Consider the following 21,549-nt stretch of genomic DNA (forward strand, 5'->3'; position numbering starts at 1 on the left):
CGACGTTTTTACGTTTGGGGAAAATAACCGTTTCGTTTCAACCTGGTTGCGAACAGTGAATATTTTACACGAAGTGACTATATATAAACGGGAGGGAACATGGAGTTTGATGCCTTCTTTTTAGCGAGACTCCAGTTTGCCTTTACCGTCTCTTTTCATATTATTTTCCCCGCGATTACGATTGGCTTAGCCAGTTACCTGGTGGTACTGGAAGGTTTATGGCTAAAAACGCGTAATCCTGTCTGGCGCTCGCTCTATCAGTTCTGGCTCAAAATTTTTGCCGTCAACTTCGGGATGGGCGTGGTCTCCGGTCTGGTCATGGCTTACCAGTTCGGAACGAACTGGAGCGGTTTCTCCCAGTTCGCCGGCAGTATCACCGGGCCTTTATTAACCTATGAAGTGCTCACCGCATTCTTCCTGGAAGCGGGATTCTTAGGCGTGATGCTTTTTGGCTGGAACAAAGTCGGGCCGGGCCTGCATTTCTTGTCTACCTGTATGGTGGCGTTGGGCACGTTAATGTCGACGTTCTGGATTCTGGCGTCTAACAGCTGGATGCATACCCCGCAGGGATTTGAAATTCATAACGGTCAGGTGGTCCCGGTGGACTGGTTCGCGGTGATTTTCAACCCGTCGTTCCCGTATCGCCTGTTGCATATGTCCGTTGCGGCGTTTTTAAGTAGCGCGATGTTTGTCGGCGCGTCCGCAGCCTGGCATTTACTGAAAGGTAACGATACGCCGGCTATCCGCCGTATGTTCTCGATGGCGTTATGGATGGCGGTCGTGGTGGCGCCCGTTCAGGCATTGATTGGCGATATGCACGGCCTTAACACCCTGAAGCATCAGCCGGTCAAAATTGCCGCGATTGAGGGGCACTGGGAAAATACGCCCGGCGAGCCAACGCCGCTTACGCTGGTAGGCTGGCCGGATATGGAGGCGGAACGGACCCGCTATGCGCTTGAGATCCCGGCGTTGGGCAGTCTGATCCTGACGCATAGCCTGGACAAACAGGTGCCTGCGCTAAAAGATTATCCCAAAGAGGATCGCCCCAACTCTACCGTGGTGTTCTGGTCTTTCCGTCTGATGGTGGGCATGGGCGTACTGATGATCTTCCTGGGGCTGGCCAGCCTGTGGCTACGCTACCGACGCCGACTGTATCATTCGCGGCCCTTTATGCACTTTGCGCTGTGGATGGGGCCGTCCGGGCTTATCGCCATCCTTGCCGGATGGGTGACGACTGAAGTAGGACGTCAGCCGTGGGTGGTCTATGGCCTGCTGCGAACGCGTGATGCGGTTTCCGCGCACAGCACCTTGCAGATGAGCATCAGTTTGCTGGCCTTCTTTGTGGTCTATTCCCTGGTCTTTGGGGTTGGCTATATTTATATGATTCGCCTTATCCAGAAAGGGCCGCAGCCGGCGGAGACACCGACCGCTGAAACCGATGGCAGACCCGCGCGTCCTATCTCTGCCGTGGGAGAATCGCTTGAGCAGGAGAAACGCGAATGACCATCGATCTTCCGGTTATCTGGTTTGCTATTATCGTGTTCGCCACGCTGATGTATATCGTGATGGATGGTTTCGATCTGGGCGTCGGTATCCTGTTTCCGTTTATTCGTGATAAACACGATCGCGATGTTATGGTGAACTCGGTCGCGCCGGTATGGGACGGGAACGAAACCTGGCTGGTGCTGGGCGGGGCCGGGCTTTTTGGCGCGTTCCCGTTGGCCTATGCCGTCATCACCGACGCGCTGACTATCCCGCTGGTGGTTATGCTGCTTGGTCTTATCTTTCGCGGCGTCGCTTTTGAATTCCGTTTTAAAGCCACCGAGTCGCATCGCGCGTTCTGGGATAAATCCTTTATCGTCGGGTCAATCCTGGCGACCTTTGCCCAGGGGGTTGTGGTGGGCGCGGTGGTGAGCGGTTTTCAGGTGGAAGGGCGAACCTTTAGCGGTTCGCAGCTTGACTGGCTGACGCCGTTTAACCTGTTCTGCGGCGTCGGTCTGGTTGTCACCTACGCGCTGCTGGGCGCTACCTGGCTGATTATGAAAAGCGAAGATCCGCTGCATAGCCGGATGTGCGCACTGTCGCGCCCGTTGTTGATCGTCTTGTTGCTGGTGATGGGAGGCGTCAGCGTGTGGACGCCGCTCACCCACGACGACATCGCCGAGCGCTGGTTCACGCTGCCCAATTTATACTACTTCCTGCCGGTGCCTGTGCTGGTGTTGGCTTTTAGCGTCTGGCTATGGCGCAGCGTGAAAAAACCAGAATCCCATGCGCGTCCATTTATTCTCACGCTAGGGTTGATTTTTCTGGGGTTCAGCGGGTTAGGCATCAGTATTTGGCCGAATATTATTCCACCGGATATTTCGCTGTATGCCGCCGCCGCGCCGCCGCAAAGTCAAAGCTTTATGCTGGTTGGGGCGCTGATAATCATCCCGATTATTCTGGCTTATACCTTCTGGAGCTACTACGTCTTCCGTGGAAAAGTGCGACATGGAGAGGGATATCACTGATGGTTAAAGTGAAAAAATGGTCGCGGCGAGTCGTATGGATGGTCGCGATATGGTGCGCCAGCGTGCTTCTGCTGGCGGGCGTCGGAATGTTGTTCAGACTGCTCATGACCTCCGCAGGATTTCGCTCCTGACTGATACCCCCCGGACGCGCTTTCGTCTCTGGCGAAAGCGCGTTTTTATCGACAGATCGGCGTTTATCGATCACCTTTGCTCGCCTTATCTCCCCCCTCAATAGCGGTTGATAATTATTCTCATCTTTATTGTCGTTCCCGGGCCGCAGTGATATGGTTACACAGTGGCTAACGCTCTGGTATAACGCAGATAAACGGTATTGATAATGTCTCCGATCTCCTGTCACTCTTCCGCCGCCCCGGCGATGAAAAAGATCTTTTCCGTCAGCGACTTCATCGCGTTTGGCGAGCGTTATGGCATTGATTACCGCTTCCCTGCGTTACCGCAGTATACGCAGAGTAGTCCCGTACTTCATGGCGATATCGAAGAGATAGCGCTTCCCGGCGGGATTTGCATTACACGCTCGGATGTTCACGTGTTACAACCTTATGAAACCACCTCTCGCCATAGCAGTCCGCTGTATATGCTGGTGGTGCTGGAAGGTAACGTCGCGCTGGCTGTCAATGAGCAGACCTTTTTGTTGAGCGCGGGGATGGCGTTTTGCTCGCAGCTGAGTGAGCAGCAGACGATACGCGCCCATCACGGCGCAGACAGTAAATTGCGCACCTTGTCGCTGGGAATGTACCCGGACGGCGGATGGCGGGAGCGTTTGCCTGTCTCGCTGGCAGACGAGTGGGAAAATAGCGCTGCCTCGGCGATGGTCTGGCAGGTGCCGGAGTTTCTGCTTTCGGGGCTACGTTATGCGCAGCAGCCCGGACCTCATGCGGCGTCACGCCAGTTAATGCTGGAAGGCATCATGCTGCAATTACTGGGCTATGCGCTAAATCTATGTCAGCCCGCAACGCAAAAACGCGGGCTTCCCGTCACCGGTGAATATCAGCGGCTGGAGCTCATTCGGCGTTTACTGGAGCAGACGCCGGAAAAAGCTTACACGCTGAACGAACTGGCGCGTCGGGCGGCAATGAGTCCAAGTAGCCTGCGGTGCAAGTTTCGCCATGCCTATGGGTGTACCGTGTTTGATTATCTGCGCGATTGCCGCCTGGCGCGTGCGCGTCGTTATCTGATGGAGGGATACAGCGTGCAGCAGGCCGCCTGGATGTCAGGCTATCAACATGCCACTAACTTTGCGACGGCATTTCGTCGGCGTTATGGCAGCTCGCCCGGCGAGCTGCGTGACGCGTCTCTGACGGCGTCCCGACACTGTGCGTAACGCGCCCCGCCAGAGCGGTAATATCCGCCGCTAACCCGGTTTTCTGCCGCTTTGGGTGATTTTTTATCATTGCGCATAGGCAATCTGGCGTTACGCATAGTGGTCCGTTATCTCTAAAAGGTAATAATTCTTATTTACAATAAAGATGCCTTTGGAGATGTTCATGTTTGCGACAACGCGTATGGCGCTATTGATAGGCGGAGCTATCGGCGGCGCGACTTTTCCTCTTTTTGCCCAGGAAACCACAAAAAATGATACCGTCATTGTCTCCTCGCCCGTTCAGAGTGGCGCGACCAAGCTGGCGACGCCAGATATTGAAACGCCGCAGTCGGTATCCATTATTACCCGCCAGCAGTTTGAAGAGCAGGGCGCAACCAGCGTGCGTCAGGCGGTCAGCTACACCCCAGGCGTATACAGTAATCAGATAGGCGCCTCTAACCGCTTTGATTACATCGTATTGCGTGGTTTTTCGGACGGTAGTCTGGATAACGTCTATCTCGACGGGTTAAAAATGATGGGCGACACCAATTCGCACAGTTCGTTGGTGGTTGACCCCTGGTTTCTGGAAGATATCGAGGTGGTACGCGGCCCGGCGTCCGTTCTGTATGGACGTTCATCGCCAGGCGGCATTGTCGCGCTGACGTCGCGAAAACCGGCGTTTGATGCCGGGGGAGAGGTGAAGCTGTTTGCCGGCAATCACAACCAGCGCGGGGCGGCTTTTGATGTGACCGGCCCACTGGATGACAATGAACGTGTGGCGGCGCGTCTTAGCGGCATGACACGTTACGCCGATTCGCAGTTTACCCCCTTGAAAGAGGAACGTTATGCGCTGATGCCGAGCCTGACCTGGCGAATTACCGATCGGACGCGTCTTGATCTTATGGCCTATCTGCACCGTGATCCGGAAGGCGGTAGCCACTCCGGACTGCCTTATCAAGGCACGGTTGTACCTTATAACGGCGGAAAAATTTCTAACACTTTCTTTGAAGGTGAAGATGACTACGACAAATACGATCGCCGTGAAAATATGGTGGGTTATAACATTGAGCATCTGTTCGATAGCGGCTGGTCGGTACGGCAAAAATTGCGCTATTTGCATACCAAAGTGACGTTGAATCAGGTCTATGCCGCAGGTTGGTTGAATGAAACGGCGCTGAATCGCGGCTATTCCGGCTCCGGGGAGAAAATGTCGGCTATCGCGCTGGATAATCAGCTCGACGGCAGTGTGGATACCGGGGCGATTAATCATCGTCTGCTGGTGGGGATCGATTATCAGGATCGCAGTAATCATACTACTGGCTATTATGGCGCGTTTCCGCCGATTGACGCTTTCAACCCTGTTTATGGCGCTCAGCCGGATTACATTACGTTGTATAGCCGTGAAAAACATAAGCTGCGGCAGACCGGATACTATTTACAGGATCAGATGTCATGGGATCGCTGGCGTTTTACGTTGGGTGGTCGTTACGATCGGGTCAGCGTGTCTAACATCGACAAACTTCATGATTCACGCAGCGATCTCGATAAAAACAACGTCAGCACCCGTGCTGCGTTGCTTTATCTGTTCGACAATGGCGTCGCCCCCTATCTCAGTTATTCTACCGCGTTTACGCCGACCAGCTTCGCCGACGAAAACGGCAATGTGCTGGAACCGATGAAAGGCAAGCAGTGGGAGGCGGGGGTAAAATACGAACCGCTGGGGGGGAATAGCCAGTTTAGCGCCGCCGTGTATCGTATTAACCAAACCAATATCGCGACCAAAGAAGAACCTACCGATCCGTACCGCTCGATTGGTGAAATTGAGTCTAAAGGGGTGGAACTGGAGGCCATTAGCCATTTGTCGGATAGCGTCCGTTTGCAGGCGGCGTATACCTATACTGATATCCGTTATAAGAAAAGTAGCCCGCAAGAGCAGGGTAAGCGCGCGGTTTATGCTCCACGGAACCAGGCCAGCGCCTGGCTAAGCTACGATGTGAAAAGCGGTCTGTTAGAGGGGCTGACTTTGGGCTCCGGCATCCGGTACGTCAACGGCGTGACCAGCGATCGCCTGAATACCCACACGTTGCCGTCCTATACACTGGTCGATATGGTGGTAGGGTATGATTTATCCAGCATTGGGTTAAATGGCTTGAGCGCCCAGCTCAACGTAAATAACCTGACGGACAAACGCTATGTCGCTGCCTGTAATTCGCTCTCTTATTGTTATTTTGGCGCCGAGCGTAGCATTGTAGGCAGCGTGTCATGGGCGTTTTGATAACGCTTATCGTCCGGTAGCAAAGGCTACCGGGCAAACTAGCGGTGCGTCACGCCTTCATAGAGAAGTCTGAGCGCAAACATCCCGATAATGGCGCCGATAACACGGCTGGCAATGCGCTGTATTCGCCCATAAGCGCGGCGGACTGCGGGGAGCGAAAAGGCCTGGCTGAGAAAAATACGCCAGATAACGGATGACAGCACAATTCCGGCCCAGGCCATTAACCTTGCCCATGTGGGCGTTTCTGCGCTAAGCGTTACGGAAAAAATACTGATAAAAAACAGTACGGTTTGCGGATTGGATAAATCGGTCATTAATCCCCGGCGAAAGAAAATTGTCCACGGGGCGGCAATCGGCGTCTGGAGCGTGCTCATTTGCGGCGTCGCCTGGTGGCGAATACTGTTCCAGGTGAACCATAATAAATAGGCGCCGCCGACAATTTTGATAAGAGAAAATACCGCTTCGCATTGCGTAATGAGCGTCGCCAGACCGAAAAGCCCCAGCCCGGAATAAAAGGCGTCTCCCGTGGCGACGCCCAGGCCGGTGATGACTCCCGCCCGGCGTCCTGATGCGAGGCTGGTTTGCACCACCACAAACAGATTCGCGCCGGGATTAAAAAAGGTTAACACAAACAGACTGACGGTAAGCACAACGGCATGAAACGGCTCCATAGGCAACTCTTCTCTTAGCCTCAAGAAATAACCTTCATCTTATTAATAGTCAAACCAGATGATTGCGAGTGAGATCACAAAGCAGGGGCGTTTTAATCCGCGTTGTTACGCCGACAGAGCGGGGGCTGACTGGATTTTTCCAGCAATCTACACTACTTATTTAATCAGTCCGAACGGCCTTTTTGTTCTGATAAAGCGATGATGGCGTAATAATAAAACGAGGGTTTTGCTATGAAAACTGGCTACAAGGTTATGCTTGGCGCATTAGCGTTTGTCGTGACAAACGTTTATGCCGCAGAAATCATGAAAAAAACGGACTTTGATAAAGTCGCCTCCGAATACACGAAAATTGGCACGATTTCCACCACCGGGGAAATGTCGCCGCTGGACGCCAGAGAAGATTTAATCAAAAAGGCGGATGAAAAAGGGGCGGATGTGGTGGTGCTGACGTCCGGGCAGACAGAAAATAAAATTCATGGTACGGCTGATATTTATAAAAAGAAATAAAAGCGTTGCATCATAAAAATACCCGCCTGGGTTTCCGGCGGGTATATTTATTCCTGGCAACCGGCATCCGTTTTGCCGGATGACGGCCTGCAGTAAACGTAGCGCCATCAGGCATTCAGGACGCTGTCATTTGTCTTAATTATCCGACTGGTCTTTGGCACCAGCTTTTAAACGACGCCACAGAGTGGTGCGGCTAATCCCCAGATAACGCGCCGCGGCGCTCTTATCGCCCTTAAAGCGCGCCAGTACATCCTGTAACGTGTGCGCATCCACGGTTGAAGGCGTCAGCTCTGCTGTGTTCACCATAAGCTCAGGTAATAACTGCCGCATAAATTGCCTGTCCAGCGTTGGCGCGGGATCGACGCTTAAAAAAAGTGCCAGGCGCTCCATCATATTACGCAGTTCGCGAATATTACCGGGCCAGCGCCAGGCCAGCAAAAGCGGCTGACACTGTGTCAATCCATGACGTATCGATTCGGTAAACGGAATTTCCATCGCCGCCAGCGACTGTTTTAAAAAGTTTTCCGCCAGCGGCAAAATATCAGCCTGCCGCTCGCGCAAAGGAGGAAGCGTCAGACGCAGAATACTCAGGCGATAAAAGAGATCGGGGCGAAAACGTCCTTGCATTATTTCCCGATCCAGATCGCAATGCGTAGCGCTGATCACCCGGACATCCACCGGGATCGGTTGGTGTCCGCCGACGCGAGTGACGGCTTTTTCCTCCAGTACGCGCAAGAGTCGGGTTTGTAACGGCAAGGGCATTTCGCCGATTTCATCCAGAAACAGCGTGCCGCCGTGTGCGATTTCAAACAGCCCCGCCCGGCCTCCTCGTCGTGAACCGGTAAACGCGCCCTCTTCATAACCAAACAGTTCCGCTTCCAGCAACGACTCGGTAATCGCGCCGCAATTGTCGGCGACAAAGGGAGGGGATGGCTTATTCTGACGGTGAGGCTGGCGGTGAAAGAACGTCTGGTGAATCGCCTGCGCCGCCAGCTCTTTTCCGGTCCCTGTTTCCCCCTGAATCAGCACTGCCGCACGGGAGCGGGCATAGAGCGTAATCGTCTGGCGGAGCTGCTCCATTTGCGGCGACTGGCCGCGTATATCGCCCAGTTCATACCGGGTTTGTAATCCCTTGCCGGATGGGTAATCCACGCGCTGTCGCCGTGTCATACGGGTCATATCCAGCGCATCATGGAAAGCCTGACGAACGGTCGCTGCGGAATAAATAAAGATGGCAGTCATTCCCGCTTCTTCCGCCAGATCGGTAATTAATCCCGCGCCGACGACGGCTTCAATACCGTTGGCCTTAAGTTCGTTAATTTGCCCGCGCGCGTCCTCTTCGGTGACATAGCTTCGCTGTTCAAGACGGAGGTGAAACGTTTTCTGAAAGGCAAGTAAAGCCGGAATGGTCTCCTGATAGGTCACGATACCGATAGACGAGGTGAGCTTTCCCGCTTTCGCCAGCGCCTGTAATACATCGAATCCGCTGGGCTTGATGAGGATCACCGGTATTGACAGGCGACTTTTTAAATAGGCCCCGTTCGAACCCGCCGCGATAATCGCGTCGCAGCGCTCGGTCGCCAGTTTTTTGCGAATGTAGGTCACCGCCTTTTCAAAGCCGAGTTGAATAGGCGTGATGGTCGCCAGATGATCGAATTCCAGGCTGATATCCCGAAACAGTTCGAACAGACGCGTTACGGAGACCGTCCAGATCACCGGTTTATCGCTATTATCGCGCGGAGCGCTGTGGGCAGTCGTCATCGCAGTAGGTTCATCTTTAAGGGGCGATTTTTTGTTTTAAACGTGTTTCATAAATGTTGCAATGAAACAGGGCGATTCGTTTCATGAAACGTTAGCTGACACGTTTTTCTTTTCCCTTAATCGCGCTTATTCATAACAGGAATGACTGTAATTACCTGTTTTTAAATCTCATTGTATTTAATTTTCTCGCAGCCTCTTTGCCTGGCATAGCCTTTGCTTTGGTGAATACATTCTGAGTAACAATTTACTAACATGAGGACGAGATATGTCTTTACATTCGCCGGGGCAGGCATTTCGCGCCGCGCTCGCTAAAGAGAATCCATTACAAATTGTCGGCGCTATTAATGCCAACCATGCTCTGTTGGCCCAACGGGCCGGGTATCAGGCTATCTATCTTTCTGGCGGCGGCGTAGCGGCGGGCTCGCTCGGACTGCCGGATCTGGGGATTTCTACGCTGGATGATGTGTTAACCGATATCCGGCGCATCACGGATGTTTGCCCGCTGCCGCTGTTGGTGGATGCGGATATTGGCTTTGGCTCCTCCGCCTTTAATGTCGCGCGGACGGTAAAGTCCATAGCCAAAGCGGGCGCCGCCGCGCTGCATATTGAAGACCAGGTTGGCGCTAAGCGCTGTGGACACCGTCCAAACAAAGCGATCGTCTCGAAAGAGGAGATGGTAGACCGAATTCGGGCGGCAGTGGATGCGCGCACCGATCCGAACTTTGTGATCATGGCGCGTACCGATGCGCTGGCGGTGGAAGGGCTGGAGGCGGCTCTCGATCGTGCGCAGGCTTACGTGGACGCGGGGGCTGACATGCTGTTCCCGGAGGCGATCACCGAACTGTCGATGTACCGTCAGTTCGCCGACGTGGCGCAGGTGCCGATCCTCGCCAACATCACTGAGTTTGGCGCGACGCCGCTGTTTACGACCGACGAGTTGCGCAGCGCACACGTGGCGATGGCGCTCTATCCGCTGTCGGCGTTTCGCGCCATGAACCGCGCCGCAGAAAAAGTCTATACCGTGCTGCGCCAGGAAGGGACGCAAAAGAACGTGATCGACATCATGCAGACCCGCAACGAGCTGTACGAAAGCATCAATTACTACCAGTTCGAAGAGAAGCTGGACGCGCTGTACAGGAATAAAAAATCGTAGCCTGTAGGCCTGATAAGGCGAAGCCGCCATCAGGCAATGCCGGATGGCACTACGTTTAACCCGCCTACGGTACGGCCTACACGCCTCAATACCCTACACATTACAATAATGACGAGGACAATATGACAGACACGACGATCCTGCAAAACAACACGCATGTCATTAAGCCTAAAAAATCGGTCGCGCTTTCCGGCGTACCTGCCGGAAATACCGCTCTGTGTACCGTGGGAAAAAGCGGTAACGATCTGCACTATCGCGGTTACGACATTCTCGATCTGGCGGAGCACTGCGAATTTGAAGAAGTCGCGCATTTACTGATCCACGGAAAATTACCGACCCGCGACGAGCTGAACGCGTATAAAAGCAAGTTAAAAGCGCTGCGCGGATTACCCGCCAATGTCCGTACCGTTCTGGAAGCGTTACCGGCGGCCTCGCACCCGATGGACGTGATGCGTACCGGCGTTTCCGCGCTGGGCTGCACCCTGCCGGAAAAAGAGGCACATACCGTCTCCGGCGCGCGCGATATTGCCGATAAGCTGTTGGCCTCGCTCAGCTCTATCCTTCTTTACTGGTATCACTACAGCCACAACGGCGAACGTATTCAGCCGGAAACCGACGATGATTCCATCGGCGGCCATTTCCTGCATCTGCTGCATGGTGAAAAGCCAACCCAAAGCTGGGAAAAGGCGATGCATATTTCGCTGGTGCTGTATGCCGAGCATGAGTTCAACGCCTCGACGTTTACCAGCCGGGTGATTGCCGGAACCGGCTCGGATGTCTACTCCGCGATTATCGGCGCGATTGGCGCGCTGCGCGGCCCGAAACACGGCGGGGCGAATGAGGTGTCGCTGGAAATTCAACAGCGTTATGAAACACCGGACGAGGCAGAGGCGGATATCCGTAAACGCGTGGAAAACAAAGAGGTGGTGATTGGCTTTGGACATCCGGTTTACACCATCGCCGACCCGCGCCATCAGGTGATTAAACGGGTGGCGAAACAGCTTTCAGAAGAAGGCGGCTCGCTGAAGATGTACCACATCGCCGACCGTCTGGAAACGGTGATGTGGGAGACCAAAAAGATGTTCCCGAATCTCGACTGGTTTTCGGCGGTCTCCTACAACATGATGGGCGTCCCTACCGAAATGTTCACTCCGCTGTTTGTCATCGCCCGCGTTACCGGCTGGGCGGCGCACATTATTGAACAGCGTCAGGACAACAAAATTATTCGCCCCTCTGCCAACTATACCGGGCCGGAAGATCGTCCGTTTGTCTCGATAGACGATCGTTGCTAACTCACTCTTATTAAAAATAAAACGCAGGAAACGTACCCTATGTCTACCCAAGAACTGAACATCCGCCCGGAATTTGACCGCGAAATCGTCGATATCGTGGATTACGTGATGAACTACGACATCACCTCAAAGGTGGCGTACGACACCGCGCATTATTGCCTGCTCGACACGCTCGGCTGTGGTCTGGAAGCGCTGGAATACCCGGCCTGTAAAAAATTGCTTGGGCCAATCGTGCCAGGCACGGTGGTGCCCAACGGCGCACGCGTGCCGGGCACCCAGTTCCAGCTCGATCCGGTACAGGCAGCCTTTAACATTGGCGCGATGATCCGCTGGCTCGATTTTAACGATACCTGGCTTGCCGCCGAGTGGGGCCATCCTTCTGATAACCTCGGCGGTATTCTGGCGATTGCGGATTGGCTGTCACGCAACGCCGTCGCCGCCGGCAAAGCGCCGCTGACCATGAAACAGGTATTGAGCGGGATGATCAAAGCCCATGAAATTCAGGGCTGCATCGCGCTGGAAAACGCCTTCAACCGTGTCGGGCTTGACCATGTGCTGCTGGTGAAAGTAGCCTCGACTGCGGTGGTCGCTGAAATGCTGGGGCTGACGCGCGATGAGATCCTCAACGCGGTATCGCTGGCGTGGGTGGATGGGCAGTCGTTGCGCACTTATCGTCATGCGCCGAATACCGGTACGCGCAAATCCTGGGCGGCGGGCGATGCGACTTCGCGCGCGGTACGTCTGGCGCTGATGGCGAAAACCGGCGAGATGGGCTATCCCTCGGCGCTCACCGCCAAAACCTGGGGCTTCTACGACGTTTCATTCAAAGGTGAAACGTTCCGTTTCCAGCGTCCTTACGGCTCCTACGTGATGGAAAACGTGCTATTCAAAATTTCTTTCCCGGCAGAATTCCACTCGCAAACCGCCGTCGAAGCGGCGATGACGCTGTATAAGCAGATGCAGGCCGCGGGCAAAACGGCAGCGGATATCGAGAAAGTGACCATCCGTACCCACGAAGCCTGTCTTCGCATTATCGATAAAAAAGGCCCGCTCAATAACCCGGCGGACCGCGATCACTGTATCCAGTATATGGTCGCCGTGCCGCTGCTGTTCGGACGGTTAACCGCGGCGGATTATGAAGACGAGGTGGCGCAGGACAAGCGTATTGACGCCCTGCGCGAGAAAATCGTGTGTTATGAGGACCCGGCTTTTACCGCCGACTATCACGACCCGGAAAAACGTGCTATCGGCAATGCGATCACCGTGGAGTTTACTGATGGCTCACGCTTTGGCGAGGTTGTCGTGGAGTATCCGATTGGTCATGCGCGTCGCCGCGCCGACGGTATTCCGAAGCTTATCGAAAAATTTAAAATTAACCTGGCGCGTCAGTTCCCGACTCGCCAGCAGCAACGCATTCTGGATGTCTCCCTGGACAGAGCCCGCCTGGAGCAGATGCCGGTTAACGAATACCTCGATTTATATGTCATCTGAACCAGCCAGCAGTAAGGCGTAAGTTCAACAGGAGAGCGTGATGTCTTTTAGCGAATTTTATCAGCGTTCCATTAACGAACCGGAGGCGTTCTGGGCCGAGCAGGCCCGGCGTATCGACTGGCGACAGCCGTTTACGCAGACGCTGGATCATAGCCGCCCACCGTTTGCCCGCTGGTTTTGCGGCGGCACCACTAACTTATGTCATAACGCCGTTGACCGCTGGCGGGATAAACAGCCGGAGGCGCTGGCGCTGGTTGCCGTCTCATCAGAGACCGATGAAGAGCGCACATTTACCTTCAGCCAGTTGCATGATGAAGTCAACGCTGTGGCCGCCATGTTGCTGTCGCTGGACGTGCAGCGTGGCGATCGCGTATTGGTCTATATGCCGATGATTGCCGAAGCGCAGATAACCCTGCTGGCCTGCGCGCGCATTGGCGCGATCCATTCGGTGGTCTTTGGCGGTTTTGCCTCGCACAGCGTGGCGGCGCGCATTGACGATGCCAGACCGGCGCTGATTGTGTCGGCGGATGCCGGAGCGCGGGGCGGTAAAATCCTGCCGTATAAAAAGCTGCTTGATGACGCTATTGCGCAGGCGCAGCATCAGCCGAAACACGTTCTGCTGGTGGACAGAGGGCTGGCGAAAATGGCGTGGGTGGATGGGCGCGATCTGGATTTTGCCACGTTGCGCCAGCAGCATCTCGGCGCGAGCGTGCCGGTGGCGTGGCTGGAATCCAATGAAACCTCGTGCATTCTTTACACCTCCGGCACTACCGGCAAACCGAAAGGCGTCCAGCGCGACGTCGGCGGTTATGCGGTGGCGCTGGCAACCTCGATGGACACCATTTTTGGCGGCAAGGCGGGCGGCGTATTCTTTTGCGCATCGGATATCGGCTGGGTCGTCGGCCACTCCTATATCGTTTACGCGCCGCTGCTGGCAGGCATGGCGACTATTGTTTACGAAGGACTGCCGACGTACCCGGACTGCGGGGTCTGGTGGAAAATTGTCGAGAAATACCAGGTTAACCGGATGTTTTCCGCCCCGACCGCGATTCGCGTGCTGAAAAAATTCCCGACGGCGCAAATCCGCAATCACGATCTCTCCTCGCTGGAGGCGCTTTATCTGGCCGGTGAGCCGCTGGACGAGCCGACGGCCAGTTGGGTGACGGAGACGCTGGGCGTACCGGTCATCGACAATTATTGGCAGACGGAGTCAGGCTGGCCGATCATGGCGCTGGCCCGCGCGCTGGACGACAGGCCGCCGCGTCTGGGAAGTCCCGGCGTGCCGATGTACGGTTATAACGTCCAGCTACTCAATGAAGTCACCGGCGAACCCTGCGGCATAAATGAAAAGGGGATGCTGGTGATCGAGGGGCCGCTGCCGCCGGGCTGTATTCAGACTATTTGGGGCGACGATGCGCGTTTTGTGAAGACTTACTGGTCGCTGTTTAACCGTCAGGTTTATGCCACTTTCGACTGGGGGATCCGCGACGCCGAGGGGTATTACTTTATTCTGGGCCGTACCGATGATGTGATTAATATTGCGGGTCATCGGCTGGGGACGCGAGAAATAGAAGAAAGTATCTCCAGCTACCCGAACGTAGCGGAAGTGGCGGTAGTGGGGATAAAAGACGCTCTGAAAGGGCAGGTGGCGGTGGCGTTTGTCATTCCGAAGCAGAGCGATACGCTGGCGGATCGCGAGGCGGCGCGCGACGAGGAAAACGCGATTATGGCGCTGGTGGACAACCAGATCGGTCACTTTGGTCGTCCGGCGCATGTCTGGTTTGTCTCGCAGCTCCCCAAAACGCGTTCCGGAAAGATGCTTCGCCGCACGATCCAGGCGATCTGCGAAGGCCGCGATCCGGGCGATCTGACAACCATTGACGATCCCGCGTCGTTGCAGCAAATTCGCCAGGCGATCGAGGAATAGCCGTAAGCCGGATAAGCCGCGTCCGGCAACGGGTTAGACTCAGCGACTGAATAGTGGGGTGTAAAGTCGGGAAAGGGCGGCGGCAGCGCGCCGCCCTGTAACAGAATTAACGCAGAATATTTTTCTCAGCCAGATCCAGCGCGAAGTAACTGAAAATCAAATCGGCGCCGGCGCGTTTAATCGAGCCCAGACTTTCCAGCACGACCTTTTCTTCATCGATGGCGCCAGCCATAGCAGCAAATTTAATCATGGCATATTCACCGCTCACCTGGTAAGCGCCAAGCGGCAACTCTGTGCGTTCGCGGATTTCACGCAGCACGTCCAGATACGCGCCGGCCGGTTTCACCATCAAGCAATCCGCGCCCTGGGCTTCGTCGAGCAGTGATTCGCGAATCGCTTCACGGCGGTTCATCGGATTCATTTGATACGTCTTGCGGTCGCCTTTTAACGCGGTACCCGCTGCTTCACGGAAAGGGCCGTAGAAAGAAGAGGCGAACTTGGTGGAGTAGGACATTATTGCCGTATCGGTAAAACCGGCGGCATCCAGCGCCTGGCGGATAGCCTGGACTTGTCCATCCATGGCCGCGGAGGGCGCAATAAAATCTGCTCCAGCCGCCGCCGCGATAACGGCCTGCTTGCCGAGGTTGGCCAGCGTCGCATCGTTATCCACACCGTGTTCGCACAACACGCCGCAGTGGCCGTGCGAGGTGTATTCGCAGAAGCAGGTGTCGGACATGACGATCATCTCCGGCACGGTTTGCTTACAGATGCGGGACATTCTTGCCACCAGACCGTCTTCTTTCCAGGTATCGCTGCCGGTGTCATCAGTATGGTGAGAAATGCCGAAGGTCATAACGGAACGAATGCCAGCATTTGCGATACGTTCAATCTCTCGCGCCAGCTGCTTTTCCGGGATACGCATTACGCCGGGCATGGCATCAATAGCTTTGTAATCGTCGAGTTCTTCTTCAACAAAGATCGGCAACACCAGGTCGTTCAGGCTAAGTGTTGTCTCTTCAAACATAGCGCGCAGCGCAGCGGATTTGCGCAGGCGGCGAGGGCGATGGATAAGGTCTGTCATGGTCTGCCTGATGTTTGTGGAATCGAAGGCCCAGTATACCTGAATCTGCAGGCAGATGTTTTACGAAAACGGTCCTTAACGTAGCAGGCGCAGCCCCGGCGGCGGCAGAACATGGCGCTTCTTTTATATACCGAAGATTAATACCTCAGGCACTATATCATTTTAAATAAGAATTAGTTTTACGTTGTTTTTAGTTTTATTTCATCGTCATTTAAGTAAATGTGGGTTTCAACATTATTCATGTTTATTTTGTTTTTCTTTAATCCATATTTATCTTATATGTGTTTTGTTTTTTTATTTTCTTGTAAGGCCATGAAAAAGAATGCTTTTCAATTATAAATTTTCCTTTTATTACGTCCTTTTAATTCATGTCCGAATCCGGACTGAGGATAAAGAATAATTGAACCTTTTAGCAATGACGCCGCATAATCCTTCTTGCTAAACATCTGTATGTTTTTATGCATTGATAATTGATGGATCAACTATATTACGTCCCTGAGGAGGGATGACAAATGCACTCCTGGAAAAAGAAACTTGTAGTCTCACAATTAGCATTGGCTTGCACTCTGGCAATCACTTCTCAGGCGAATGCTACTACATATGATACTTTTGGGTACCATGACGATGCAGCCACTGTTTTTGGCTGGGATGATACCAACGATCATGACTATCTAACTTATGGTGGTTATGTCTACAACACCCCAGCTAGTGATAGCGGCTATTTTGATACAAAATTTACTGGTGACACTGTAAATGGTGTTATTTCAACTTCTTATCTGAATCATGATTACGCCAATGATACTGCGAATACATTGGATGTTACCAACTCAACCATTCATGGTATGATTACTTCTTACCAGATTGGCTACGGTCAATATGTTTGGACTAACGGTAGTGATTATACGACCCATGATTGGGTTGATGATGATACTTTTAATCTAAACATTTCTAATTCTACAATCGATGATGACTTTGAGGCGTTTTACTTCACTGATACCTATCTCGATTCTGATGGAAAAACAGTCAAAACCGATTATGACAAATTGGTTACTGCTGGTTTAGGCACTGCTATAACCCTTGACGTTGAAAGTAATATTAATATTACTAACAATTCTCATGTGGCTGGTATTGCTCTTTACCAAAAAGATCTTGGCAATTCAACATATACAACCGAAGCACATCAGTGGGATAACACTATTAACGTAGCGAATTCAACTGTAACTTCAGGTTCTTGGTCCGAAGATGAAGAACAAGGCCATTTTGGCAATTCAAGTGAACCAAGCGATTATAATGGCAATGGTTGGAATAACGATGATGTTGCTTTAGCTTTTGTTGACGATCCTTATTCAAATTACCGTATGGTAAACAACGTTACGTTTACCGACTCGCAGTTACTGGGGGATGTCGTCCTTCAGAGCTCCTGGAATTATAATTTCTATTCTGACGGCCGTTTAGTCGATGATTCCACTACCGTCTATACGAATGGTGGTTGGGCAGATGATGATCAAAACGTTGATCACCTGACATTGACCCTGAATAACACTAAATGGGTTGGTGCGGCGTTTAATGATTCACAGTCAATGGATCCAGTGCAATTCTATGATGTTGATGCCAATAGCTTAGATCCAGACTCGACTAATTATGATGCCTGGGGACGTGTTAATAGTGCTGCTTCCTTCCAGAGCGGTATCTTTGACGTCAGCTTGAATAATGGATCTGAGTGGGATACCACAAAAACATCTGTAATAGATACCTTAGCAGTAAATAGCGGCTCTCAGGTTGATGTTGCTAATGGCTCCAAGTTAACCGCTGATACCATTACTCTAAACGGTGGTTCAGCTATGAACATCGGGGAAGGTGGCTACGTTGATACTGATCACCTGACCGTTGATACTTTCAGTACAGTTACTTTGGCTGATGATGTCAGCAGTGCATGGAGTGATGATGCACTGTATGCTAATACTATTACCGTAACTCACGGTGGTATGTTAGATATTCAAACCAGCAATACAAACGCAGATAGCGTCATTGATACTGATACGTTAGAACTGACTAGCAGTAACGTTGCGGATAATAATGGCAATGTTTATGCTGGTGTGCTCAACATTCATAGCAATGACTATACCCTAAATGCCGATTTGGTGAACGACCGTACCTGGGATACTACTCAGGCTAACTACGGTTACGGCGTTGTTGCGATGAACTCTGACGGTCACCTGACTATCAATGGTAACGGCGATATCAACAATGGTGACGAGGCTGATGCAAGTAGCACCACTGACAACGTTGTAGCGGCCACTGGTAACTATAAAGTGCGCATCGACAACGCTACTGGTGCCGGTTCTGTTGCGGATTACAAAGGTAACGAGCTGATTTATGTCAATGACATAAACACCGACGCTACCTTCTCTGCAGCAAACAAAGCTGACCTGGGTGCTTACACCTATCAGGCTAAGCAGGAAGGCAACACTGTCGTGCTGGAACAGATGGAACTGACCGACTACGCTAACATGGCGCTGAGCATTCCTTCTGCGAACACCAATATCTGGAACCTGGAACAAGACACCGTTGGTACTCGTCTGACCAACGCTCGTCATGGCCTGGCGGATAACGGCGGCGCATGGGTAAGCTACTTCGGCGGTAACTTCAACGGCGACAACGGCACCATTAACTACGATCAGGATGTTAATGGCATCATGGTCGGTGTTGATACCAAAGTTGATGGTAACAACGCTAAGTGGATCGTTGGTGCGGCAGCAGGCTTCGCGAAAGGCGATCTGAGCGATCGTACCGGTCAGGTGGATCAGGACAGCCAGTCTGCCTACATCTACTCTTCCGCTCGTTTCGCAAACAACATCTTTGTTGACGGTAACTTGAGCTACTCTCACTTCAACAACGATTTGTCTGCTAACATGAGTGACGGTACTTACGTTGACGGCAACACCTCTTCTGACGCCTGGGGCTTCGGCTTGAAACTGGGTTATGATCTGAAGCTGGGTGATGCAGGCTACGTAACGCCTTACGGCAGCGTATCCGGTCTGTTCCAGTCTGGCGACGACTACCAGCTGAGCAACGACATGAAAGTTGACGGTCAGTCTTACGACAGCATGCGTTATGAACTCGGTGTAGATGCAGGTTATACCTTCACTTACAGCGAAGATCAGGCGTTGACCCCGTACTTCAAACTGGCTTACGTTTACGACGACTCCAACAACGATGCTGACGTAAACGGCGACTCTATCGACAACGGCGTAGAAGGTTCTGCGGTACGTGTTGGTCTGGGTACTCAGTTCAGCTTCACGAAGAACTTCAGCGCCTACACCGATGCTAACTACCTCGGCGGCGGTGATGTTGATCAAGACTGGTCTGCAAACGTTGGTGTTAAATATACCTGGTAATCATTTTCTCTCAGGAGAAATAAAGGTAATTTAAACTGAAAAATGCCCGTCAAGGACTTGACGGGCATTATTGCAAGGAATGCATATGTTATCTTTAAGCAAGCCACTACAGGAATTCTACAGACTCGATAAATGCCTTTCTAAGCATGGTACGCGTTTCGAGTTTGTTAATGATAAAGAGATTATCTGTTCACCTGATGAAAGTAATACCCATACCTTTGTTATTTTAGAGGGGGTTGTTTCGTTAGTTCGGGGTGATAAAGTTCTTATTGGTATTGTGCAGGCCCCCTTTATTTTCGGCTTAGCCGATGGTGTGGCGAAAAAAGAGGCACAATATAAATTAATTGCGGAGAGCGGTTGCATCGGTTATCGCCTCTCATCATCACAAACTCTCGCCATCATTGAGCAGAACCAACTGTGGCGTGAAGCCTTCTGTTGGATAGTATGGAAAAGTCAGGTACTGGAACTTCGTGACAAGCAGCTCATTGGTAATAATTCTTACGACCAAATTCGTGCGACGTTAATGACAATGATTGAGTGGGATGAAGAACTTCGCTCACGTATTGGTGTTATGAATTATATTCATCAACGAACGCGCGTATCGCGATCGGTGGTGGCGGAAGTTCTCGCGGCCCTGCGTAAGGGTAATTACATTGAAATGAATAAAGGCAAACTGATCAGTATTAACCGTTTGCCCTCCGAATATTAACAAAAAGGTTGCGCCTCGTCTGATATAGCGCGAGGCGCGACGACTCAGGATGCGGGAATAGCAATCGGTTTATTGCCGCTTAGCTCAGTAACCAAATCGTTAATCCCGTCGCTCATATTGGTAAAACGCGTGAGGGGGGAACGGGTTACGACCACAAAAGCGCCAATATTATATTGTGGGATCATCGCCATATAGGTAATAAAACCGCCGCCGCCTCCTGTTTTCTGGATAATGCCAGGACGTCCGTCTTTTGGCGCCATATAGACCCAGCCCAGACCGAGCGCGTCGGCTTTACCCGGTACGTCCATCCCGATGATTTTCTTTAACTGTGTGCGCTGATAAATCAACGTTTGCATACGATCGGCCTGTTGGCTACGGTGATAGAAATCTGACGACAGATACTGTTGCATCCAGCGCATCATATCTCCTGGCGTAGAATAGACCCCACCGCTGCCAATGGCAGCCAGCGTATTATTACAGGGGCTTGCGCCTTTTTCTGCCACCATCAGACGCTTACACTGATCGGGAGAAGGGGTAAACGTGGTGTCTTTCATTCCCAGCGGGCGAGTAATCTTTTCTTCAAACAGTTGCGTATAAGGTTTGCCGGAGGCGGTCGCCAGCGCGTCGGCTAACAGGTCGAACGCCAGATTGGAATAGGCCGCCTGCGAGCCTGGCGCGACTTTTAACGTTGCTGTGGAGAGCCAGTTCCAGCGTTGTTCGCGGGTTGGCCAGACAAATACCGGACGATGCGCCGCGCCGCCGGGCTGTTCTCGCGGAAGCGCGCTGGTATGGGTCGCTAAGTTGACCAACGTAATCGGCGTGCCTTGATACGTCGGGACATGCGCGCCGGGAGGCGCATATTTGCTGAGAGGATCGTTTAATTTTACCGTTCCCTGATCGAGCAATTTTACCAACATTTCACTGGTCATGAGCTTGGTGAGAGAAGCGATACGAATGACCGAATCAAGCTGTGGACGAACATTATTGCCCGGTCTGGTGTCACCGAAACTACGAAACACGCGTTGATTGCCGTCGATCACCACCAGCGCCATGCCCGTGGCGCCGCTACCATAAAAGATATGCTCGGCATAACGATCAACGATATCAGAGGCAAAAACCGGATCGGCAATCGGCTGAGCCGCCTGGACAGAAGTAAGTGATGCCGCAAACAGCATGGCAGTAAAAAGCAGACTACGTTTCAACGGTGATGTCCATAAGTGAAATAACGGTGGTTATGCGTATTTATACTACCCGGCGGCACATTGCAAAACGTTAAAGAGAAAAAAGTGGGTGAAAAAACGTAACGGCGGGTTTTCGTGATGGAGAATGTTTACTTTTGTGATAGAGCGCTTGTGATAACCTGATAGCGTCAGCCTGCCTGCTTAGGATGAAACTCGTCGAAACAATTCTGTTGAGCAGAAGTGCGAACTAAGCGTCACAACGTAGGTCACAA

General features: G+C 52.5%; 16 protein-coding genes and 1 pseudogene. 13 read left to right on the forward strand and 4 right to left on the reverse strand.

All coding sequences use genetic code 11. The features are described from left to right. The first annotated feature begins 99 nt into the window (after positions 1 to 99). The 6 genes and pseudogenes from EOS97_RS15440 to foxA all read left to right on the forward strand — a co-directional run bounded on the left by EOS97_RS15440 (position 100) and on the right by foxA (position 6,106). Positions 100 to 1,503, forward strand: a complete 1,404-nt coding sequence (locus EOS97_RS15440; RefSeq protein WP_000393711.1) for a cytochrome ubiquinol oxidase subunit I — start codon at positions 100 to 102, stop codon at positions 1,501 to 1,503. Next, positions 1,500 to 2,510, forward strand: a complete 1,011-nt coding sequence (cydB, locus tag EOS97_RS15445) for a cytochrome d ubiquinol oxidase subunit II (protein ID WP_000151047.1) — start codon at positions 1,500 to 1,502, stop codon at positions 2,508 to 2,510. Before EOS97_RS15440 ends, cydB begins: the two co-directional genes overlap by 4 nt. Then, positions 2,456 to 2,641, forward strand: coding sequence for a DUF2474 domain-containing protein (locus EOS97_RS15450; protein WP_305954967.1), 186 nt, complete (start codon positions 2,456 to 2,458; stop codon positions 2,639 to 2,641). Before cydB ends, EOS97_RS15450 begins: the two co-directional genes overlap by 55 nt. Continuing rightward, a pseudogene (locus EOS97_RS27510) lies at positions 2,560 to 2,752 on the forward strand (hypothetical protein). The gene EOS97_RS15450 and the pseudogene EOS97_RS27510 overlap by 82 nt, the downstream one beginning before the upstream one ends. Positions 2,753 to 2,847: 95 nt before the next feature. After that, complete coding sequence (foxR, locus tag EOS97_RS15455; RefSeq protein WP_000074600.1) at positions 2,848 to 3,852, forward strand: ferrioxamine uptake transcriptional regulator FoxR; 1,005 nt, start codon at positions 2,848 to 2,850, stop codon at positions 3,850 to 3,852. Positions 3,853 to 3,997: 145 nt separating this feature from the next. Further along, positions 3,998 to 6,106 (forward strand): ferrioxamine B receptor FoxA, encoded by a 2,109-nt coding sequence (gene foxA, locus EOS97_RS15460; RefSeq protein ID WP_001127713.1) that lies wholly within the window; start codon positions 3,998 to 4,000, stop codon positions 6,104 to 6,106. Between the two features lie 38 nt (positions 6,107 to 6,144). Here the strand turns inward: foxA and EOS97_RS15465 are convergent, their stop codons facing one another. Continuing rightward, a complete protein-coding gene (locus EOS97_RS15465; protein ID WP_127836167.1) occupies positions 6,145 to 6,777 on the reverse strand; it encodes a LysE family transporter in 633 nt (210 codons plus the stop codon). A 231-nt stretch (positions 6,778 to 7,008) separates the two neighbouring features. Here EOS97_RS15465 and yahO point away from each other — a divergent pair, with 231 nt between their 5' ends. Further along, entirely contained in the window at positions 7,009 to 7,284 is a 276-nt protein-coding gene (yahO, locus tag EOS97_RS15470) for a DUF1471 family periplasmic protein YahO (RefSeq protein ID WP_000848026.1), read from the forward strand. Between the two features lie 135 nt (positions 7,285 to 7,419). Here yahO and prpR read toward each other — a convergent pair whose 3' ends face one another. Beyond that, complete coding sequence (prpR, locus tag EOS97_RS15475; RefSeq protein ID WP_127836168.1) at positions 7,420 to 9,045, reverse strand: propionate catabolism operon regulatory protein PrpR; 1,626 nt, start codon at positions 9,043 to 9,045, stop codon at positions 7,420 to 7,422. Positions 9,046 to 9,310: 265 nt separating this feature from the next. Here prpR and prpB point away from each other — a divergent pair, with 265 nt between their 5' ends. The 4 genes from prpB to prpE all read left to right on the forward strand — a co-directional run bounded on the left by prpB (position 9,311) and on the right by prpE (position 14,908). Then, on the forward strand, positions 9,311 to 10,198 hold the full coding sequence (gene prpB, locus EOS97_RS15480; RefSeq protein WP_000052221.1) for a methylisocitrate lyase: 888 nt from the start codon (positions 9,311 to 9,313) through the stop codon (positions 10,196 to 10,198). A 122-nt stretch (positions 10,199 to 10,320) separates the two neighbouring features. Continuing rightward, the gene (gene prpC, locus EOS97_RS15485) at positions 10,321 to 11,490 is read left to right on the forward strand and encodes a 2-methylcitrate synthase (protein WP_000132746.1); all 1,170 of its coding nucleotides are present in this window, start codon (positions 10,321 to 10,323) and stop codon (positions 11,488 to 11,490) included. Positions 11,491 to 11,529: 39 nt separating this feature from the next. Next, positions 11,530 to 12,981 (forward strand): bifunctional 2-methylcitrate dehydratase/aconitate hydratase, encoded by a 1,452-nt coding sequence (locus EOS97_RS15490; RefSeq protein ID WP_000107077.1) that lies wholly within the window; start codon positions 11,530 to 11,532, stop codon positions 12,979 to 12,981. A gap of 40 nt (positions 12,982 to 13,021) precedes the next feature. Beyond that, entirely contained in the window at positions 13,022 to 14,908 is a 1,887-nt protein-coding gene (gene prpE / locus EOS97_RS15495) for a propionate--CoA ligase (RefSeq protein ID WP_127836169.1), read from the forward strand. A 106-nt stretch (positions 14,909 to 15,014) separates the two neighbouring features. Here prpE and hemB read toward each other — a convergent pair whose 3' ends face one another. Further along, complete coding sequence (gene hemB / locus EOS97_RS15500; RefSeq protein WP_000130724.1) at positions 15,015 to 15,989, reverse strand: porphobilinogen synthase; 975 nt, start codon at positions 15,987 to 15,989, stop codon at positions 15,015 to 15,017. 512 nt (positions 15,990 to 16,501) lie between these two features. Between hemB and EOS97_RS15505 the strand changes: the two genes are divergently transcribed. Both EOS97_RS15505 and iprA read left to right on the forward strand, forming a co-directional pair. Then, positions 16,502 to 19,387 (forward strand): autotransporter outer membrane beta-barrel domain-containing protein, encoded by a 2,886-nt coding sequence (locus tag EOS97_RS15505; protein ID WP_127836170.1) that lies wholly within the window; start codon positions 16,502 to 16,504, stop codon positions 19,385 to 19,387. An 85-nt stretch (positions 19,388 to 19,472) separates the two neighbouring features. After that, positions 19,473 to 20,096, forward strand: coding sequence for a hydrogen peroxide resistance inhibitor IprA (gene iprA / locus EOS97_RS15510; RefSeq protein ID WP_000950242.1), 624 nt, complete (start codon positions 19,473 to 19,475; stop codon positions 20,094 to 20,096). A 44-nt stretch (positions 20,097 to 20,140) separates the two neighbouring features. Here the strand turns inward: iprA and ampH are convergent, their stop codons facing one another. Next, positions 20,141 to 21,298 (reverse strand): D-alanyl-D-alanine-carboxypeptidase/endopeptidase AmpH, encoded by a 1,158-nt coding sequence (gene ampH, locus EOS97_RS15515; RefSeq protein WP_000830777.1) that lies wholly within the window; start codon positions 21,296 to 21,298, stop codon positions 20,141 to 20,143. Positions 21,299 to 21,549: the final 251 nt, after the last annotated feature.

Origin of the sequence: Salmonella sp. SSDFZ54, assembly GCF_004010735.1 — a bacterium.
Taxonomy (GTDB): domain Bacteria; phylum Pseudomonadota; class Gammaproteobacteria; order Enterobacterales; family Enterobacteriaceae; genus Salmonella; species Salmonella enterica.

Bases quoted from the DNA above. Each gene is read 5' to 3' on its own strand.
- EOS97_RS15440 (WP_000393711.1), top strand. From the start codon at position 100: ATGGAGTTTGATGCCTTCTTTTTAGCGAGACTCCAGTTTGCCTTTACC.
- cydB (WP_000151047.1), top strand. From the start codon at position 1,500: ATGACCATCGATCTTCCGGTTATCTGGTTTGCTATTATCGTGTTCGCC.
- foxR (WP_000074600.1), top strand. From the start codon at position 2,848: ATGTCTCCGATCTCCTGTCACTCTTCCGCCGCCCCGGCGATGAAAAAG.
- foxA (WP_001127713.1), top strand. From the start codon at position 3,998: ATGCCTTTGGAGATGTTCATGTTTGCGACAACGCGTATGGCGCTATTG.
- EOS97_RS15465 (WP_127836167.1), bottom strand. From the start codon at position 6,777: ATGGAGCCGTTTCATGCCGTTGTGCTTACCGTCAGTCTGTTTGTGTTA.
- yahO (WP_000848026.1), top strand. From the start codon at position 7,009: ATGAAAACTGGCTACAAGGTTATGCTTGGCGCATTAGCGTTTGTCGTG.
- prpR (WP_127836168.1), bottom strand. From the start codon at position 9,045: ATGACGACTGCCCACAGCGCTCCGCGCGATAATAGCGATAAACCGGTG.
- prpB (WP_000052221.1), top strand. From the start codon at position 9,311: ATGTCTTTACATTCGCCGGGGCAGGCATTTCGCGCCGCGCTCGCTAAA.
- prpC (WP_000132746.1), top strand. From the start codon at position 10,321: ATGACAGACACGACGATCCTGCAAAACAACACGCATGTCATTAAGCCT.
- EOS97_RS15490 (WP_000107077.1), top strand. From the start codon at position 11,530: ATGTCTACCCAAGAACTGAACATCCGCCCGGAATTTGACCGCGAAATC.
- prpE (WP_127836169.1), top strand. From the start codon at position 13,022: ATGTCTTTTAGCGAATTTTATCAGCGTTCCATTAACGAACCGGAGGCG.
- hemB (WP_000130724.1), bottom strand. From the start codon at position 15,989: ATGACAGACCTTATCCATCGCCCTCGCCGCCTGCGCAAATCCGCTGCG.
- EOS97_RS15505 (WP_127836170.1), top strand. From the start codon at position 16,502: ATGCACTCCTGGAAAAAGAAACTTGTAGTCTCACAATTAGCATTGGCT.
- iprA (WP_000950242.1), top strand. From the start codon at position 19,473: ATGTTATCTTTAAGCAAGCCACTACAGGAATTCTACAGACTCGATAAA.